Raw genomic sequence first — 17308 nt, 5'->3', positions numbered from 1 at the left:
TTTACCCGGCACCCGCCCCGGCTGCATTTGACAGCGCGAAACGCGTGCACTACGAGCCGACATGGCATTCATCTACGATGAGCCGAGCAGGACCTTTGGCGAGTACCTGCTCGTCCCGAATCTGACGACGAAGGACTGCGTCCCTGCGAACGTCGACCTCACGGCCCCCGTCGTCCGGTTCAAGGCCGATCGGGGCGCGGGGCCGCCGGACCCGAAGCTCGCGCCGCTCACGATCAACGTGCCCATCACCAGCGCGATGATGCAGTCGGTCTCGGGCGCCGAGCTCGCGATCGCGCTCGCGCGCTGCGGCGGCCTGTCGTTCGTGTACGGCTCGCAGGGCATCGAGGAGGAAGCCGCCATGGTGCGGCGCGTGAAGAACTACAAGGCCGGGTTCGTCGTGAGCGACTCGAACCTGCGCCCCGAGGCCACGCTGGGCGACGTCCTCGCGCTGACCGATCGCACGGGCCACTCCACCATCGCCATCACCGAGGACGGCACCCCCACGGGTCGGTTCGTCGGCATCATCACGAGCCGCGACTACCGGCTCGGCAAGACGCCGCTCAGCACGCCGGTGCGCGAGATCATGACGCCGTTCAAGTCGATCCACTGCGGCAAGGTCGGCATCGATCTCCAGGAGGCGAACGAGCTCATCTGGCGCCACAAGCTCAACACCCTCCCGGTCATCGACGAGCGGCAGCACCTGCAATACCTGGTGTTTCGGAAGGACTACGAGTCGCACCAGGCGCACCCGCTCGAGAACGTCGACCACGAGAAGCGGCTGATCGTCGGGGCCGGCATCAACTCGCGCGATTACCGGGACCGCGTGCCGGCGCTGGTGGAGGCGGGCGCCGACGTGCTCTGCATCGACTCGTCGGACGGCTACTCCGAGTGGCAGCGCGACACCATCGCCTTCGTGAAGTCGCAGGGCAAGCCGATCTACATCGGCGCCGGCAACGTCGTCGATCGCGAGGGGTTCCTCTACCTCGTCGAGTCCGGCGCCGACTTCGTCAAGGTCGGCATCGGCGGCGGCTCGATCTGCATCACGCGCGAGCAGAAGGGGATCGGCCGGGGCCAGGCGTCGGCCGTGATCGAGGTGGCCAAGGCGCGCGACGAGTACTTCCAGCGCACCGGCGTCTACGTGCCGATCTGCTCCGACGGCGGCATCAGCCAGGACTACCACATCACGATCGCGCTCGCGATGGGCGCCGACTTCGTGATGATGGGCCGCTACTTCGCGCGCTTCGACGAGGCGCCCGGGCGCAAGGTCCGCGTGAACAACCAGTTCATGAAGGAGTACTGGGGCGAAGGGAGCAACCGCGCGCGCAACTGGCAACGCTACGATCACGGCGACTCCAGCAAGAAGAAGGACCAGCTGGAGTTCGAGGAGGGGGTCGACAGCTACGTTCCCTATGCCGGCAAGCTCAAGGACAACCTCGACGTCACGCTCGCCAAGGTGCGCTCGACGATGTGCAACTGCGGCGCCATCTCGCTGCGCGACCTGTACATGCGCGCGCGCCTGACCGTCGCCTCGGCGGTCAGCATCCACGAGGGCGGCGTCCACGACGTGATGCTGAAGGACACGCGCAGCAGCCCGCGCGAGGCCTGACCTCCGGAACGTCGCGGAGCCCGGCGGCGCTCGGCGGACGAGCTGTGCCCCCGCGGCCGGGCCGCGGCGACGCTCGCCGCGCGCTGCGATCTCGCTACGCCCGGAGGAGCGCCCGCGTCCGCTGCTCCGCGCGGCGCCCCTCGGCCGTAAGGCGCTCGATGAAGCGCTCGATGATGGGATTGCGTCGGAAGTTCTCGCGCATCATCAGCTCGACGGGCAGCGGCTCGACCTCCTCGGCGACCTCGACGTCCAGCCGCGAGCGCGCGACCTCGGTCAGCGCGAGCGCCGGCGCGAGGCCGACGCCGAGCCCACCCGAGACGTACGAGACGAGGAGCGACACGCTCGACACGTCGATCGTCGAGATCGGCCGGATCCGCTCGCGATCCAGGTAGGCGTCGAGCAGCCGCCGCCCCACGCTGCCGGGCGCCAGCCGGAGCAGCGGCTCGTGCCGGAGCCGCTCGCGCAGCGCCGGCGCCTTGCCCTTGAGCCGCGGCCCCACCCAGAGGAACGGCTGCACGAACAGCGGCTGCTTCACGAGATCGCCGCCCGCCGAGGACGCCGACGCGAGGCCCAGGTCCACCTCCCCGCGCTCGACCCACCGCGCGGCGTCGATCGAGTTCGCCGTCGTGATCGCGAACCGCACCGGCGCGCGCTGCTCGAGCATCTGGCGGATGACCGGCACGAGCAGCCCCTTGCCGAGGTAGTCGCTCGCCGCGAGGCGCAGCGTCGTCGACGGCTCCCCCGCCAGCTCCGAGAGCAGCTCGAACACCCCTTCCGCCTGATCGAACAGGCGCGTGATCGCGCCGAGCGCCGCCTCGCCGGCCGGGCTGAGCCGCACGCCGCGCCCGTCGCGCTCGAACAGCGCCACCCCGAAGTGCTCCTCCACCCGGCGCACCTGCTGGCTGATCGCCGACGGCGTCTTGTGCAGCCGCCGCGCCGCCTCGGCGACCGAGCCCGAGCGGGCCACCAGGAGGACATCCTCGAGCGCGGGGAGGAGCGACGCATCCATGTAGCGTTACTTAACCCATCGTGAAAAAAGTTTCATTCGACTTAATGCTCGCGGGCCCGCATAGTCATACCGCCGCCCGACGCCGGACCGCCGGATCGGGGGCGCGCCGGCCGCCTCCCTGGAGCCAGCTGGCGCGCCCCGGCGCTCGGGCCGGTCCGCTTCGCACGCCGTCCCCTTCAGCCGCGTTCAGTTGCACCGCGAGAGGCCATCATGGGTAAGAGTCTCTATGACAAGGTTTGGGACCTCCACAAAGTCCGCACGTTGCCGAACGGCGAGGATCAGCTCTTCATCGGCCTTCACCTGATCCACGAGGTGACGAGCCCGCAGGCGTTCGGGATGCTCCGCGATCTCGGCCTGCGCGTGCGCATGCCCGATCGGACGTTCGCGACGCTCGACCACATCGTCCCCACCGACAACCGCAAGCGGCCGTTCAAGGACTCGCTGGCCGAGGGGATGGTCGACGCGCTCAAGAAGGCGTGCACCGAGCAGGGGGTCACCTTCTTCGATCTCGAGTCCGGGCGGCAGGGCATCGTGCACATCATCGGCCCCGAGCTCGGCCTGACCCAGCCTGGCATGACGATCGCGTGCGGCGACTCGCACACGTCGACGCACGGCGCGTTCGGCGCGATCGCGTTCGGGATCGGGACGACGCAGGTGCGCGACGTCCTCGCCACGCAGACGCTGAGCCTCCAGCGGCTCAAGGTCCGGCGCATCCAGGTCGAGGGCAAGCTCGGCCCGGGCGTCTACGCGAAGGACATCATCCTCGAGATCATCCGCCGGCTCGGCGTGTCGGGCGGCACGGGCTACGCGTACGAGTACGGCGGCTCGACCATCGAGGGGTTCTCGATGGAGGAGCGGATGACCCTGTGCAACATGTCGATCGAGGGCGGCGCCCGGGTCGGGTACGTCAACCCGGACCAGACGACGTTCGATTACATCAAGGGTCGTCCGTACGCCCCGAAGGGCGAGGCGTGGGAGGAGGCGCTCGAGTACTGGCGCTCGATCGCGTCGGACGAGGACGCGCGGTACGACGACGTCGTGCGGATCGACGCGAGCGCGATCGCGCCGACGGTGACGTGGGGCATCACGCCGGGCCAGGCGATCTCGGTGAAGGAGAAGGTGCCGGCGGCCGAGGACGTGGCGAACGAGTCCGAGCGGGCGCTGATCCGCGAGGCGCTCGAGTACATGCGGCTCGAGGGGGGCAAGCCGATCGAGGGGACGAAGATCAACGTGGCGTTCATCGGCAGCTGCACGAACGGCCGCCTCTCGGATTTCCGGGAGGTGGCGCAGCGCCTGAAGGGGCACAAGGTCGCGCCGCACGTGCGCGCGCTGGCGGTCCCGGGATCGATGGATGTGGCGCGGGCGGCCGAGGCCGAGGGGCTGGATCGGATCTTCCGCGAGGCGGGCTTCGAGTGGCGCGAGCCGGGCTGCTCGATGTGCCTGGCGATGAACCCGGACAAGCTCATCGGCGATGAGCTGTGCGCGTCCTCGTCGAACCGCAATTTCAAGGGCAGGCAGGGGAGCCCCACGGGCCGCACCGTGCTCATGAGCCCGGTGATGGTGGCCGCCGCCGCGGTCCGCGGCGAGATCGCGGATGCTCGTGACGTGTTCGGAATCTGACGACGCTCGCACCCGAGGGAGATTTCCATGGCACTCGACTTGATCCAAACCGTCACCGGTCGCGCCGTTCATGTTCCGGGGGACGACATCGATACGGACCGCATCATCCCGGCGCGCTTCCTCAAGTGCGTCACCTTCGACGGCATCGGCGAGCACCTCTTCCGGGACGTGCGCTTCGACGAGCGCGGCGAGAAGCGGGAGCACCCGCTGAACGACCCGCGGTTCGCGGGGGCCACGATCCTGATCGCCGACCGCAACTTCGGCTGCGGGTCGTCGCGCGAGCACGCGCCGCAGTCGATCGCCAAGGCGGGGTTCAAGGCGGTCGTCGCTGAGAGCTTCGCCGAGATCTTCTTCGGCAACTCGACGACGCTGGGCATCCCCTGCGTGTCGGTGAGCCGCGAGCACCGCGCCGCGCTCGCGGCGCGCGTGAACGCCGATCCGTCGACGCTCGTCACGGTGGACCTGCAGGAGCAGGTCGTGCGGGCGGGGGGCGATCTCGCGGTGCCGTTCACCATCAAGCCGGGGGCGCGCGAGTCGCTGCTCCGGGGCACGTGGGATCCGATCGCGCAGCTGCTCGAGGGCGCCGAGGAGGTCCAGAAGGTGGCGGCACGGCTGCCGTACGTGCAGCGCGCCGCCGCGCAGTAGCCCGCGCTCGACCGGCGCCGCCGCGCTGGCGGCTCGCCGGCAAAGCACCTCAAGCTGAAAGCAGGTCGAGCACCTCAACCTGCGGGCACCTCAACCCGAGCACCTCAACCTGGGTCGAGCACCTCAACCTCGAGCACCTCAACCTCGAGCACCTCAACCTGGGTCGGGTCGCTGGGCCAGGTTGCCGCCAAGCACCTCAACCTGGGTCGGGTCGCTGGGCCAGGTTGCCGCCGAGCACCTCAACCTGGGTCGGGTCGCTCCAGGGTCCGGGCACCTCAACCTGGGTCGGGCACCTCACAGGTCGCCGCCGCAACCTGGGTCGGGTCGCCGGGGTCGCCGCAACCTGGGTCGGGTCGCCTCGCCGGGTCGCCGCCGCAACCTGGGTCGGGTCGCTCCGCAGAATGCCCGCCGGCGCATCTGGCCCAACATGGCACGCTTCCAGCTCCGTCCGTCACACTGTGGCCCTACCACGCTCGGCGTTGACACACAGGCCAGCCCACCCCTCTCGCAACCCCAGAACTCCCCGCCTCACGCCGCGCTCCGGCCGGCTGGAAGGTGTCGCCGAGCAGCCGAACCGGCGTGGCATGTCCAGTGCTCTATCTCCCCTCGAGCTCTCGGACTGGCGCTGAGGAGCCGCGGAGCAGCAGCGCTCCGCATGCCGCAGCGCAGCGCCATCGTTCCTTGATCGCGTGTCTCTCACAGGCGCGCAGGACGGAGTATCCCCATGCGATTCGCATTCTTCTCTTCTCTTATCTTGCGTTCGTCGACCGCTCGCTCCTCGCTCCAGGGGCTCGTCGCGCTCTCTGCGCTGGTGGTGCTCACCGGCGCAAAGGGGCAGGGCTGTGGCTCCGCGGACGTGCCAACGACGCCGCCCGAGCCCGACTGTGGGCCTGGCTTCCACTGGGAGACGGTCTGTTCCCCGTGCGAGATCGGCGATGTGTGCGAAGACCAGTGTGTGCCCGATAAAGTCTGTCCTCCTGGATGGAGCCAGCAGACCTTTTGCGGCGCCGGCAGCACCAGCATCACCACCTCCGCGGGCCAGGGCGGCATGGACGGCGGCGTCGCCATGCCGATGCCTCCTGATGAGTGCTGGACCGACTGCGTGCCGCCGCAGCCGCTCTGCCCGCCCGGCACCATCGAGCAGACCGCGTGCAGCGGCGGCGTCACCCCCACGACTGCCACCGTCGGCTCCGGCGGCTGGACCGGCAGCAGCGTCGGTGTCGGCGGCGCTGGCGGCATGGACGGCGGCGTCGCCATGCCGATGCCTCCCGATGAGTGCTGGACCGACTGCGTGCCCGTCGAGCCCTACTGCCCGCCGGGCACGCAGGCGCAGACCGTCTGCGGTGGCACCACCGTCGCCGTCAGCAGCAGCGTCGGCGTCGGCGGCTCCGGCGGCTATACTGGCGCTGGCGACGCTGGCGCCTGGGAGGGCACCGGCGGGTCCGGCGGGGTCACAACCCCGCCGGACCCCGGCGATTGCAGGACCGACTGCGTGCCCGTGGAGCCCTACTGCCCGCCGGGCACGCAAGCGCAGGAGATCTGCTACGACGGCATCCCCGAGACGACCGTCAGCGCCGGCACGGGTTACGGCAGCGGCGGCGCCTGGGGCGGCTGCTTCATCGAGTGCGTGCCCGCGGAGCCCCACTGCCCGCCGGACACCATCCCGCAGACCGTCTGCGAGGACAGCTTCCCCGGCACGAGCGGCAGCAGCGGCACCGGCTACGGCGGCGGCGCCAGCCCGTACCCCGGTGGCGGCTGCCGGACCGAGTGCATCCCGGTGGAGCCCTACTGCCCGCCGGGCACCCTCGAGCAGAAGGTCTGCTCCGGCGCAGGCAGCACCGGCACCGGCATGGACGATGCCGCGTACCCCGGCGAGTGCTGGACCACGTGCGTGGAGGGCTCCATCTGCCCCCCCGAGGCGATCAAGCGGACCATCTGCGAGGAGCCGGCCGGCGGCGGCTCACCCCCGGTCTGCCGGACCGAGTGTGTCCTGATGCTGCCGTGACGCGGCGGGCGCGAGCGCTCCCTCGCGGCCACGGGAGGTGTCGGCAACGCGCCAACGTCGCCCGCACCCTGGAGCATCATCGCTCCGATGAAGAAAAGCGCCAAAAACGCCGTGGGAGATTCCACCCCTGCGACGCTTTTGGCGCATCAGCGGTCCGAGCGGGCGCCGCGGCGGCCTGGCGCGGCCGCGCCCTCTTGGAATGACGCCGGCCGGTACGATTTCGCGAAGGGCAACCAGGCCCGACCGCATCCAGGGGAGCAGGAGGCGGCTCCATGACCCTGGCCCACCCAGAAGCATCTTTCTGCCCGGCCTTTCGACGGCCCCTGGCCCTGGTGCTCCTCTCGTGCGCGGCGCTGCCGCTCGCGGGGTGCCCCCTCCAGACCGCCTCCATCGGCCGTCGCAACGAGGATGCCTCGCACGTCGAGACGCCCGATCCATCGGACCAGGAGATCGGCAGCGAGACGCCGAACGTCGGCGGCGGTCCGCCCGAGGACGACGACGGCGGCGGCGGCAGCGCCGGTGCCGACGCCTTCATCGACGACGGCGACGGCGGCACCGCCTCGGCCAAACCGCCTCCCCGCGACGCGAGCCTCTGCACGGCGAGCTTCCCCATGACCGTGCGCGACTTCTCCGAAAAACATCAAGATTTCGGCCCTTCTCAGACCACCGGCGGGAAGAAATTCGAGCCCGAGACCGAGCTCCAGAACGGCAAGCCGGTCGTCGCGAACCCGCCCGAGCAAGGCGCCAGCGCGGGCGACAGCTTCGACGAGTGGTTCCAGGACGATCCGGCCGTCAACAAGACGCTCCACCAGCTCATCCACCTCGATATCCGGAACGGCCGCGGACAGCTGGGCAACCGGAGCTTCTATTACGTCGATGGCCGCGGCTTCGGCAACGAGGGTTACGCGCACAACTTCGGCTTCACCGTCGAGTTCGAGGTGCCGTTCATCTACGCGCAGGGGAGCTCGTTCTCCTACGAATCGAGCGACGACGTCTGGATATCCGTCGACGACACGATCGTGGCCGAGCACTCCGTGAGCGACGGGGTGAACGGGGGAATCGTCCGTCTGGACGCGTGGGCCGATGCGCTCCACCTGAAGCCCGGGTCGTCCCACAAGCTCAAGGTCTTCTACGCCGAGCGAAACTTCGTGGCCTCGGTCTTCCTGCTGGAGACCGCGCTCAACATCGAGTGCGTCGAAGCCATCGATTGAGCCGCCCGCGGCGCGGAGGGGCGCGTCTCCGGGTCAGCCCGCTGGTCGGTCGGGGCGCGGCGCCTTTGCGTACCTGAGCTCGAAGGCCCACGCCGGGAACACCGTGGCCGCGAGGCCCGCGCCGAGCCCGTAGAGGATCTCGTCGACCGGCACGCCGAGGAGCGTCCGACCCGGCAGCAGCACGCTGGGCCGCCAGGTGCGCTCGAACACGCCGGGCACGAGCGCCCCGAAGGCGAGGCACAGGCCGAGGTAGAGGGCCGCCGACAGGAGAGCTCCGAGCAGGCCTGGCACGAGCAGATCGCGGCGCGCTCCGACGAGCGCCGCGGTGACCGCGATCATCGCCGCCACCGCGGCGTAGAGGACGGGCACCCCGGCCGCGAGGAGCGCCCCGGCCGTCGCGAGCGCGAGCGCGACCCCCGCCGCCGCCCGCAACCACGGTCGCGCCGCCGCCCGCAACCCCGCCGCCGCCCGCAACCCCGGTCGGGCCTGCGCCGCCGCCAACCCCGGTCGGGTCCGCGCCGCCGCCGCCAACCCCGGTCGGGCCTGCGCCGCCGCCGCCAACCCAGGTCGGGTCCGCGCCGCCGCCAACCCCGGTCGGGTCCGCCACGGCGCGCCCGGCGCGGCGCAAGGCACCAGCGCGCGGCGGAACGCCACGGCGTACGCGGTGGAGGAGAACGCGCTGAGCCCGACGATGAACAGCACGTCCTCGACGCCGAACCCGACCCGATCGGCCAGGTCGAACAGGAACTTGGGCGTCCAGTACGTCGGATAGAACAGCCGCTCGGTCGCCGCGAACGGCAGCGAGGCGACCGCCGCGCGCTTCATCAGCGAGCGCAGATCCGGGCGCGCCACCCAGATGGCGATCCCCGGCAGGAGAAAGAGGAGCGAGAGCAGCAGGAACTCGTGGGTCACCGCCCCGCCCTCCTCCTCAGCGCGCGGCGAGCGCGACGGCGGTTGCGGCCAACAGCGACAGCGTCGCCGCCCCCGCGGCCGCGACCCGGACCAGGAGCAGGCGCGAGCCCGGCGGCGCCGGGCGGGCCAGCAGCACGACGAGCGTAGCCGCCGCCGGCACGAGCAGGCCCGGCGCCGGCCGCAGGCCCACCGCGCCCAGGCCGATCGGCGCGAGCAGCAGCGAGAGCCCGTTCAGGAGCGCCACGCACAGCGCGGCCCGCTCCCCGCCCACGCGCACGGCCAGCGTCCGCTTCTCGCTCTCCCGATCCGACGGCTCGTCGGGGAGCGCGGTGGCGATCGCGCAGCCGAGGTGGCTCGGCAGCAAGCACGCGAGCAGCGCGAACGGGAACCGCCCGAGGTCGCCCCCCTGCGCCAGATACCCATAGAGCGGCAGCACCACGCCGACCCCGACCATCTGGAGCAGCGCCCCGCCCCCGCGGTACGAGAGGCGGAGCGGCGGGTAGCTGTAGGCCCAGAGGAGCACGAGCGCCGCGATCGCGAGGAGCACGAGGAGCGGCGCGCCGACCGCCGCGGCGAGCGCCGCCGAGACGGCCACGAGCGCCGCGGCGCAGGCCACGGCCGCGGCGCCGAGCGCGCGGGGCGAGAGGCGCCGCTCCACCAGCACGCGCGAGCCGCCCGAGAACGGCGTGGCGGTCCGGTTGAGGCGGTCGGTCTCCTGATCCGCGACGTCGTTCGCGTAGACGATGAAGAGCTGGTCGAGGAGGCCGAACAGCTGGACCGCCGCGAGCGTCCCGAGGTCGAGCGGGCGGCCCGCCGCCCGCGCGCCGAGCAGCTGCCCGAGCAGCAGCGGGAGCGCGATGGTCGGCTGCGAGGCGAGCCGCGACGCCGCGAGCCAGGCCCGGAGCGCCCCCGGCCGGGCGCTCATCGCCCGCCGCCCCGCGACAGGCCGAGGCGCTCGGCCAGCTTGGCGCGCAGGTCGGTGAACGGCAGGTCCCAGCGGCGCTCGCCGTCGAAGCGCCACGCCTTGAGCGGGAGCAGGTCCACCTGGGCGAGCAGGTAATGGAGCTGCGACTCCTCGCGCGGCTCACGGATGAAGCTGAACGGGTTGCGGTACTCCCGGCCGTTCAGCTGCGAGTACTTGCGATCATTGCTGGCCACGAGCTCGACGAGCGCCTTCTGCCGGCCGTCGAGGTAGTCGAAGAACGCGAGATCGAACGGCCCGACGCCGGCCCGCTCGTCCGGCTTGCGCGTCACCCAGCGGGCCCAGTCGTAGCCGTAGAGGAAGTCGTGCGCGTAGCGGAAGCGCAGCTTCGACTTGTTGCCGAAGCCCACGCAGAGCGACACCACGCGGCACGCGAAGTCGCCGATCGCGGGCGCGCTCCCGGCCTGCCACAGGCAGCACGCCAGGTAATCGAGGTCCCAGAAGATGTTGTCGGGGAAGTTGTCGACGATCGCGCGGATCACCTCGCCGAGCCCGCGGGCGAACGCCTGCGCGCGCTCGGCGTCCTCGCTGCCGCCCACGATCTGCTCGACCAGCGCGACCGGGGCGGGCGCGCTCGGCCGACCGGGCGCGACCGAGGCACGCGCGCCGAGCAGCGGCGTGAGCTGCGCGAGCTCGTCGCGCGCTTCGGCGGGGATCGCGCACGCGACGGGGGCGCCGGTCACCTCGGCCTCCCGCCGGCGCACAGCCCGGCGGCGAGCACGCCCGCCGACAGGACGATCGTCCCCCACCAGATCGCGCGGTGCAGCTCGAGCTTGTAGGCCGCCTGCGCGGCGAAGGCGTTCGTCACCGCGCCCGCGCTCTTCCCGACGAGCCGCGCCCGGAAGTAGAGCGCGACGGCCGCCGCCGGCGCGACCGACCCGATCGGCGGGGCGCCCGCGGCGAGGAGCGGCGCCGCGAGCCAGAGGAGCGGGCCGAGGCCGGCGAGGGCCTCCGTGGCCCGACGCGTGATCGCGTTGCCGAACAGCGCGGTCACGGTGCGCTTTCCGCCGGCGCGATCGCTCTGCTCGTCGGAGAGCCCGCTGGCCAGGGCGCTCGCCAGCGCGAGCGCGAGCAGGCCCGGCAGGAGCGCCGCGAGCCGCGCCGGTGCCCACGCGCCGCACTGGGCATACGCGTGCATCACGGGGAGCACGCCGCCCACGCCGATCATCTCCAGGAGCTCGCCGCCGCCGCGGTAGTTCAGCCGGAGCGGCGGCAGCGTGTACGCGGCGAAGACGAGCAGGCCGAGCGCGGCCAGGGGGAGCAGCAGCGGGCGATCGAGCGCGTCGCCGGCCCCCCAGGCGACGAGCAGCGCGGCGGCGCCGGCGCCGAGGCCGGCGAGGAGCAGGGCACGCGCCGGGAGGATGCCGTCCGGGATGGTCTTCGGCGAGCAGCCCTCCGGGAACATGCGCCGCTTGAGGGCGTCGACCTCACGATCGCCCCAGTCGTTCAGGAGCACGACGAACGCGACGTCCGCGACCATCCACAGCGCGCCGAAGGCGAGCGCGCCCGCCGACAGCCGGCCCGCGACGGCCGCCCCCACGGCCTGCCCGCATACGGCCGGGACGAGCACCTTGGGCCAGCTCGCGGGCTTGAGCGCGTACCACCACCGCGCTCCAGGGCTCATCGACTCGACGCGCATGGCTCAGGTCTTTCTGCTGCTAGCACAAGAACATGCGCGCTCATGGGCCGCACGAGATCGCCCGGGCTCGGCACCCTCGCCGCTCGGGCGCGCCGGGGCAACGCCGCGGCGTGTCGGCCGCGCACCGTGCGGCGTTTCCTTCCACGCCGATCTGAGCCACCTTATGCCCCGGCGGCCTCGCCGCACGACCTCGCGCGGCGGCGGCGCGGAGGCGGGAAGACACGAAGAAAGCCCAATGATTTTTATGCTTTCCCGCTTTCATGGGCGACCTCTCCGGTCCGAGGGCGGCGCCGCCGCGCGGCGCGTCGTCTCCCCCTCGCCCCGCCCCTCCCCGGGCCCGGCCGGCGCGCCCCGCCGGCGCGGCCCCGGCGAGCGCCCGGATCCCCGGCGGGGGCGCCCATGAGCGCCGACGCGGCCCGGGCGCGCGGCGCGCGGGAGCTCGCGGACGAGCCCGCCCGCCGCCGCATCCGCGAGGACCTCCGGACGACGCTCGTCGTCGAGGCGGCCGCGGGCACCGGCAAGACGACCGCGCTCGTGTCGCGGATCGTCGCCGTGCTGCGGAAGGCGCCCGAGGAGGGCGGCGGGACGCTCGATCGCATCGTCGCGGTGACCTTCACGGAGAAGGCGGCCGGCGAGATGAAGCTGCGCCTCCGCGCCGAGATCGAGCGGGCGCGCGGCGACGCGGCGTCCGGCCCGGCGGAGCGCGCGCGGCTCGACGAGGCGCTCGCGCACCTCGAGGCGGCGCGCATCGGCACCATCCACTCGTTCTGCGCCGACCTCCTGCGCGAGTGGCCGGTCGAGGCGCGCGTCGACCCGCTGTTCCAGGTCGCCGCCGCGGACCAGGCCGAGGCGCTCTTCGACCAGGCCTTCGACGCCTGGTTCCAGCGCACCCTGAACGACCCGCCCGAGGGCGTGCGCCGGATCCTCCGCCGGCGCCCGCGCGACGGCGCGCAGGGCCCGCGCGACCTGCTCCGGAGCGCGGCGTGGCGGCTCGCCGAGCACCGCGACTTCACGCGCCCCTGGCGCCGCGATCCGTTCGATCGCGAGCGCGCCATCGACGAGCTCCTCGACCGCCTCGCGGCGCTCGCGGACCTCGGCGCCGAGGCCGACCGGGAGGGCGACTACCTCGCGCAGAGCCTCCGGAACATCGACCGGTACCTCGCGGAGCTCCGCCGCCGCGAGGAGGTCACGGGCGGGCGCGATCACGACGGGCTCGAGGCCGAGCTCGGCGAGCTCGCGCGCTGGAAGGAGTGGCGCTGGAAGGGCTCGGGCAAGGCGTTCGGCGCGGACCTCTCGCGCGCCGAGGTGCTCGCGCAGCGCGACCGGGTGAAGGTCGAGCTCGACGCCGTGCTCACGGCCGCGAGCGCCGACCTCGCGGCCTGCCTCTCGCGCGAGCTCCGGCCTCCGATCGAGGCGTACGACGCGCTCAAGGCGCGCGCGGGCAAGCTCGACTTCCTCGACCTGCTCCTCTGCGCCCGGAACCTCCTCCGCTCGAGCCGCGCCGTGCGCGAGGAGCTGAACCTCCGCTTCTCGCACCTCTTCGTCGACGAGTTCCAGGACACCGACCCGCTCCAGGCGGAGATCCTGCTCCTGCTCGCGGCGGACGACCCGGCCGAGACCGACTGGATGCGGGCGCGCCCGGTTCCCGGCAAGCTCTTCGTCGTCGGCGATCCGAAGCAGTCGATCTACCGCTTCCGCCGGGCCGAGGTCGCGCTCTACGAGGCGACGAAGGCCCGGCTCGTCGCGTGCGGCGCGAGCGTGCTGTACCTGTCGACGAGCTTCCGCAGCGCCCCGTCGATCCAGGAGGCCGTCAACGCGGCGTTCGCGCCGCTGATGCAGGGGGGATCGGGCGAGGGCGCGGCGAGCCAGGCGCGGTACGTCGCGCTCGAGCCGTTCCGGGACGACCCCGTCGGGCAGCCGACGGTGATCGCGCTGCCGGTGCCGCGGCCTTACGGCGACTTCGGGAAGATCTCCGATTTCCGGGTGCGGCAGTCGATCCCGGACGCGGTGGGCGCCTTCGTCCACCACCTCATCCACGGCGGCCGGGGCGCCGCGGGCGGGCGGCGGTGGACGGTGACCGAGCGCGAGCGCCCGGGCCAGCGGGTGCCGCTCGAGGCGCGGCACATCTGCCTCTTGTTCAAGCGGTTCCAGACGTTCGGCGAGGACGCGACCCGCGCCTACGTGCGGGCGCTCGAGGCGCGGCGGATCCCGCACGTGCTCGTGGGCGGGCGGTCGTTCCACGATCGCGAGGAGGTGATGGCGGTGCGGAGCGCGCTGCTCGCGATCGAGTGGCCGGACGACGAGCTCAGCGTCTACGCGACGCTGCGCGGGCCGCTGTTCGCGCTGACGGACGACGTGCTCCTCCTCTACCGCGACCGGTTCCATCGCCTGCACCCGCTGGCTCGACCCGACGAGGCGGCGCTCGATCTCGCGGTCGAGGGTGGATCGCGGCCGCTGTCGGAGGTCGCGGAGGCGCTCGCGGTGCTCGGGCGGCTGCACCGCGAGCGCAACCGGCGGCCGATCGCGGACACGATCGGCGGGCTGCTCGACGAGACGCGCGCGCACGCTGGCATCGCGATCTGGCCGACGGGGGAGCAGGCGCTCGCGAACGTGCTGCGGGTGATGGATCTCGGGCGGCGGTTCGAGGCGGGCGGCGCGACGTCGTTCCGGGCGTTCGTGGAGCGGCTCGAGGCGGACGCGGAGCGGGGGGAGGTCGCGGAGGCGCCGGTCGTCGAGGAGGGGACGGAGGGGGTGCGGATCATGACGGTGCACCGGGCCAAGGGGCTCGAGTTCCCGGTGGTGATCCTGGCGGATCCGGCGTCGCCGGCGGTGCACCAGCACCCGTCGCGTCACGTGGATCCGGAGCTCGGGCTGTGGGCGGAGCCGCTCGCGGGCTGCGTGCCCGCGGAGCTCGTCGAGCGCCGCGACGAGGTGCTGCGGCGCGATCGCGAGGAGGCGGTGCGGCTCGCGTACGTGGCGGCGACGCGGGCGCGCGAGCTGCTCGTGGTGCCGGCGGTGGGCGACGCGCGCCCGGGGGACGGCTCGAGCGACGGCTGGCTGGACGTGCTGCACCCGGTGCTCTACCCGGCGCCGCGCGACCGGCGCAGCGCGCGGCGCTGCGAGGACCTCGGCTGCCCGCCGTTCGGGACCGACACGGTGCTGGAGCGCCCGGCGCGGTGCGAGGCCGACGAGCGCGACGCGGTGGCGCCCGGGGAGCACGCGCCGATGGCGGGGTCGCACCACGTGGTGTGGTGGGATCCGAGCACGCTCGACCTGGATCGCGAGCCGGAGGCGGGGCTCCGGCAGCAGCGGATCCTGCAGGCGGACGCGAGCGGGGCCGGCGCGGGCGCGACGGCGATGGGCGCGGACGCAACGGCGGGCGCGGGCGCGACGGCAGGCGCAGGCGCGGCGCCGGGCGCGGGCGCGACGGCGGGGGAGATCGGGCAGCGCGGGTACGAGGTGTGGCTGGAGGCGCGGCAGCGGGCGATCCGGGACGGCGCGGTGGCGGCGATCCGCGTGAAAACGGCGACGCAGATCAGCCACGAGGCGGCGGCGGAAGCGGCGGAAGCGGCGGCAGCGGCGGCGGCCGGCGCGGCGGGGCCGGTCCAGCAGCGGAGCGGCGCGGCCGGCGCGCCGCGCGCGGACGCGCTGCCGGTGATCTCGTTCGAGCAGACCGCGATCGCGCGCGAGGGCCGGCCCTACGGCAAGCGGTTCGGGACGCTGGTGCACGCCGTGCTCGCCGAGGTCGATCTCCGGGCGGGCGAGGACGAGGTGAGGACGGTGGCCGCGGCGCAGGCGCGGCTCCTCGGGGCGCCGGCCGAGGAGGTCGACGCGGCGGTCGCGGCGGCGCTCGCGGCGCTCGAGCACCCGCTGCTCCGGCGCGCGGCGGAGAGCGCGGCGCGCGGCGCGTGCGAGCGGGAGACGCCGCTGCTGCTGCGGCTCGAGGACGGGACGATCGCCGAGGGCGTGGTCGATCTCTCGTTCCGGGAGAGCGTGGGCGACGTGGGCGTCTGGACCGTGGTCGATTTCAAGACCGGCTCGGACGCGGGCACGGCGCACGCGGCCCAGGAGGCGCAGGTGCGGCTTTACGTGCAGGCGATCGCCGAGGCGACGGGTGAGCGGGCGAGAGGGGTGGTGCTCCGGGTGTGAGGGGACGCCGCGGGTGGCGCATCGCGGGAAGGCCGTGGGTGGTACGATGGGCGGCATGGGTTGATGCGGCTCTACCCGCGAGGCCTGCGAAAGCTTTCCGCGGATCACGGCGGGGCGCTCGCACGGGATTGGTGCTCAACTTCGTATCAAGGTCGCAGACGCGCTGCGATATGCGCGCTCGATGAATCTCATCCACCGCGATCGCAGCCTCGAGGACATCCTGTTGACCGACGTACACGAACCCGTCATTGCGGGCTGGAGCCTCGGTCAGCTCATCCATCCGCATTCGAAGATGCTGGATGCTCATGCACGCGCTGGAGCCGGGGGCCTCACCTCCACGCGCCCTGAGCACGCGCTCCGGGCGCGGCTGCGCTAGGATGGCGCCATGCTCGACCGATGGCGGCAATTCCGTACCAACGCAGGGAAGTGGGGTGTGGTGCGCACCGTCGTGGCGCTCGCCCTCGCGCTCACGGGCGCCGCGATACTCACCGCGTACGCGCAGTCCTACTGGCCCACCGTGCCCGGCGTGGCGCTCGGGTTCGTGATCCCGTACCTGGCCCGGGACGCGCTCGTCGAGCATGCGCAGAAAGTGCGGCAATTTCAGTCGTATTCCATGATCGGCATCGGGCTGATCGCCGCGGTGGGGCGCGACGTCTTCAAGGAGGTCGGGCCCATCGGGCTCGCGGTGGCGCTCGCCTTCGCCGCGGCTCAGGTGGGCACGTACTTCTGGCTGCTCTCGGATCCCCGGATCTCGATCGTTCGCAGCTGAGGCGCTCACCGGGGTTGCCCCGGGGACGTCGAGGCGCGCGCTCGGCGGCGACACGTCGGAGGAGCCATCGCGCGCAGTGGGCGGAGCGGGAGCCATCGCGGCCCCTCGGCAGAGCGACGTCGAGAAGCGGCGATGTCCGCGAGGAGGCGATCGTTCCTGGTACGATGCGCGCCGGCGCGGAGGCCGGCATGGGGACGAGCGACGAGGGCGGGAAGAAGCTGGGGGTCATCGGTGCCGCCATTGCGGCCATCGGGATGATGGTGGCGCGCGGCGCCGACGACTGTGGGCGCCTTGGGCTCAAGGGCCTCGGGGCGGCGGAGCATGCCGCGCCAGCGGCCGCGGGGGATGCGCTGCTCGGCGCGGGCAAGGCGGCGGCCCTCGGCGACGACGCGCTGCTCGGCGCGGGCAAGGCGGCGGCCCTCGGCGATCCTGCGCGCGCCGCGGCGCACGCGGGCGATGGCGCTCACGCGCCGAAGGTGCTCGAGGTGCAGCCCGGCAGCGCCACCGACGACGTGGCCGGGAAGCTTGCAGAGCAGGGGCTGGGGCTGGGGGTGGAGATGCTCCCTGGCGCAACCGACGAGCAGGAAGCGGACGAGCCTGCGCGGGAGGCGGCCGCCGCTCCCGACGTGCAGGGAGCGCGGCCGGCGCCGATGCCGCCCGGCGCCGGCAGCGCCGATGCGGGCGCTGGCGCCACGGGCGCGCCGGCGCCCCGGACCGTGGAGCGCCGGTCCCCCGCGAAGTGATGCAGCGCGCGTACGTCA

General features: G+C 73.0%; 14 protein-coding genes. 9 read left to right on the top strand and 5 right to left on the bottom strand.

The window, feature by feature from the left end; all coding sequences use genetic code 11:
- The first annotated feature begins 61 nt into the window (after positions 1-61).
- Positions 62-1606: an IMP dehydrogenase gene (locus WMF33_RS00535; RefSeq protein ID WP_437335287.1), complete on the top strand. Its 1545-nt coding sequence runs from the start codon at positions 62-64 to the stop codon at positions 1604-1606.
- Between the two features lie 94 nt (positions 1607-1700).
- Here the strand turns inward: WMF33_RS00535 and WMF33_RS00530 are convergent, their stop codons facing one another.
- Complete coding sequence (locus tag WMF33_RS00530) at positions 1701-2615, bottom strand: LysR family transcriptional regulator (RefSeq protein WP_437335286.1); 915 nt, start codon at positions 2613-2615, stop codon at positions 1701-1703.
- Positions 2616-2825: 210 nt separating this feature from the next.
- On the opposite strand from WMF33_RS00530, the gene leuC reads away from it, so the two are divergent.
- The 4 genes from leuC to WMF33_RS00510 all read left to right on the top strand — a co-directional run bounded on the left by leuC (position 2826) and on the right by WMF33_RS00510 (position 8096).
- Positions 2826-4235 (top strand): 3-isopropylmalate dehydratase large subunit, encoded by a 1410-nt coding sequence (gene leuC, locus WMF33_RS00525; RefSeq protein ID WP_061628751.1) that lies wholly within the window; start codon positions 2826-2828, stop codon positions 4233-4235.
- 27 nt (positions 4236-4262) lie between these two features.
- Complete coding sequence (gene leuD / locus WMF33_RS00520) at positions 4263-4880, top strand: 3-isopropylmalate dehydratase small subunit (RefSeq protein ID WP_020464811.1); 618 nt, start codon at positions 4263-4265, stop codon at positions 4878-4880.
- Positions 4881-5604: 724 nt separating this feature from the next.
- Positions 5605-6885, top strand: coding sequence for a hypothetical protein (locus tag WMF33_RS00515; RefSeq protein ID WP_437335285.1), 1281 nt, complete (start codon positions 5605-5607; stop codon positions 6883-6885).
- Positions 6886-7157: 272 nt separating this feature from the next.
- Positions 7158-8096 carry a fibro-slime domain-containing protein gene (locus tag WMF33_RS00510; RefSeq protein WP_437335284.1) on the top strand — a complete coding sequence of 313 codons (939 nt, stop codon included), beginning with the start codon at positions 7158-7160 and terminating at the stop codon, positions 8094-8096.
- 33 nt (positions 8097-8129) lie between these two features.
- On the opposite strand, the gene WMF33_RS00505 is transcribed toward WMF33_RS00510, so the two are convergent.
- The 4 genes from WMF33_RS00505 to WMF33_RS00490 are packed head-to-tail and all read right to left on the bottom strand — an operon-like array spanning position 8130 to position 11629.
- Entirely contained in the window at positions 8130-9008 is an 879-nt protein-coding gene (locus tag WMF33_RS00505; RefSeq protein WP_437335283.1) for a lycopene cyclase domain-containing protein, read from the bottom strand.
- A gap of 16 nt (positions 9009-9024) precedes the next feature.
- The gene (locus tag WMF33_RS00500) at positions 9025-9933 is read right to left on the bottom strand and encodes a prenyltransferase (RefSeq protein ID WP_437335282.1); all 909 of its coding nucleotides are present in this window, start codon (positions 9931-9933) and stop codon (positions 9025-9027) included.
- Entirely contained in the window at positions 9930-10673 is a 744-nt protein-coding gene (locus WMF33_RS00495) for a ferrochelatase (protein ID WP_437335281.1), read from the bottom strand. Before WMF33_RS00495 ends, WMF33_RS00500 begins: the two co-directional genes overlap by 4 nt.
- Positions 10670-11629 carry a UbiA family prenyltransferase gene (locus WMF33_RS00490; RefSeq protein WP_437335280.1) on the bottom strand — a complete coding sequence of 320 codons (960 nt, stop codon included), beginning with the start codon at positions 11627-11629 and terminating at the stop codon, positions 10670-10672. Before WMF33_RS00490 ends, WMF33_RS00495 begins: the two co-directional genes overlap by 4 nt.
- A gap of 399 nt (positions 11630-12028) precedes the next feature.
- Here WMF33_RS00490 and WMF33_RS00485 point away from each other — a divergent pair, with 399 nt between their 5' ends.
- The 4 genes from WMF33_RS00485 (at position 12029) to WMF33_RS00470 (ending at position 17290) form a co-directional block, all read left to right on the top strand.
- Entirely contained in the window at positions 12029-15778 is a 3750-nt protein-coding gene (locus WMF33_RS00485) for a UvrD-helicase domain-containing protein (protein ID WP_437335279.1), read from the top strand.
- Positions 15779-15959: 181 nt separating this feature from the next.
- Complete coding sequence (locus tag WMF33_RS00480) at positions 15960-16154, top strand: hypothetical protein (RefSeq protein ID WP_437335278.1); 195 nt, start codon at positions 15960-15962, stop codon at positions 16152-16154.
- Positions 16155-16163: 9 nt separating this feature from the next.
- The gene (locus tag WMF33_RS00475) at positions 16164-16547 is read left to right on the top strand and encodes a hypothetical protein (protein ID WP_437335277.1); all 384 of its coding nucleotides are present in this window, start codon (positions 16164-16166) and stop codon (positions 16545-16547) included.
- Positions 16548-16711: 164 nt separating this feature from the next.
- The gene (locus WMF33_RS00470; protein ID WP_437335276.1) at positions 16712-17290 is read left to right on the top strand and encodes a hypothetical protein; all 579 of its coding nucleotides are present in this window, start codon (positions 16712-16714) and stop codon (positions 17288-17290) included.
- Positions 17291-17308 lie beyond the last annotated feature (18 nt).

The organism is Sorangium sp. So ce394, assembly GCF_051474665.1.
Taxonomy (GTDB): Bacteria; Myxococcota_A; Polyangia; order Polyangiales; family Polyangiaceae; genus Sorangium; species Sorangium cellulosum_D.
The sequence above is the reverse complement of the archived record's forward strand: the minus strand, read 5'-3'. Positions and strand labels throughout refer to the sequence as shown.

Bases quoted from the DNA above. Each gene is read 5' to 3' on its own strand.
- WMF33_RS00475 (WP_437335277.1), top strand. From the start codon at position 16,164: ATGCTCGACCGATGGCGGCAATTCCGTACCAACGCAGGGAAGTGGGGT.
- WMF33_RS00470 (WP_437335276.1), top strand. From the start codon at position 16,712: ATGCGCGCCGGCGCGGAGGCCGGCATGGGGACGAGCGACGAGGGCGGG.
- WMF33_RS00515 (WP_437335285.1), top strand. From the start codon at position 5,605: ATGCGATTCGCATTCTTCTCTTCTCTTATCTTGCGTTCGTCGACCGCT.
- WMF33_RS00535 (WP_437335287.1), top strand. From the start codon at position 62: ATGGCATTCATCTACGATGAGCCGAGCAGGACCTTTGGCGAGTACCTG.
- leuC (WP_061628751.1), top strand. From the start codon at position 2,826: ATGGGTAAGAGTCTCTATGACAAGGTTTGGGACCTCCACAAAGTCCGC.
- WMF33_RS00510 (WP_437335284.1), top strand. From the start codon at position 7,158: ATGACCCTGGCCCACCCAGAAGCATCTTTCTGCCCGGCCTTTCGACGG.
- WMF33_RS00530 (WP_437335286.1), bottom strand. From the start codon at position 2,615: ATGGATGCGTCGCTCCTCCCCGCGCTCGAGGATGTCCTCCTGGTGGCC.
- WMF33_RS00500 (WP_437335282.1), bottom strand. From the start codon at position 9,933: ATGAGCGCCCGGCCGGGGGCGCTCCGGGCCTGGCTCGCGGCGTCGCGG.
- WMF33_RS00480 (WP_437335278.1), top strand. From the start codon at position 15,960: ATGAATCTCATCCACCGCGATCGCAGCCTCGAGGACATCCTGTTGACC.
- WMF33_RS00490 (WP_437335280.1), bottom strand. From the start codon at position 11,629: ATGCGCGTCGAGTCGATGAGCCCTGGAGCGCGGTGGTGGTACGCGCTC.
- leuD (WP_020464811.1), top strand. From the start codon at position 4,263: ATGGCACTCGACTTGATCCAAACCGTCACCGGTCGCGCCGTTCATGTT.
- WMF33_RS00485 (WP_437335279.1), top strand. From the start codon at position 12,029: ATGAGCGCCGACGCGGCCCGGGCGCGCGGCGCGCGGGAGCTCGCGGAC.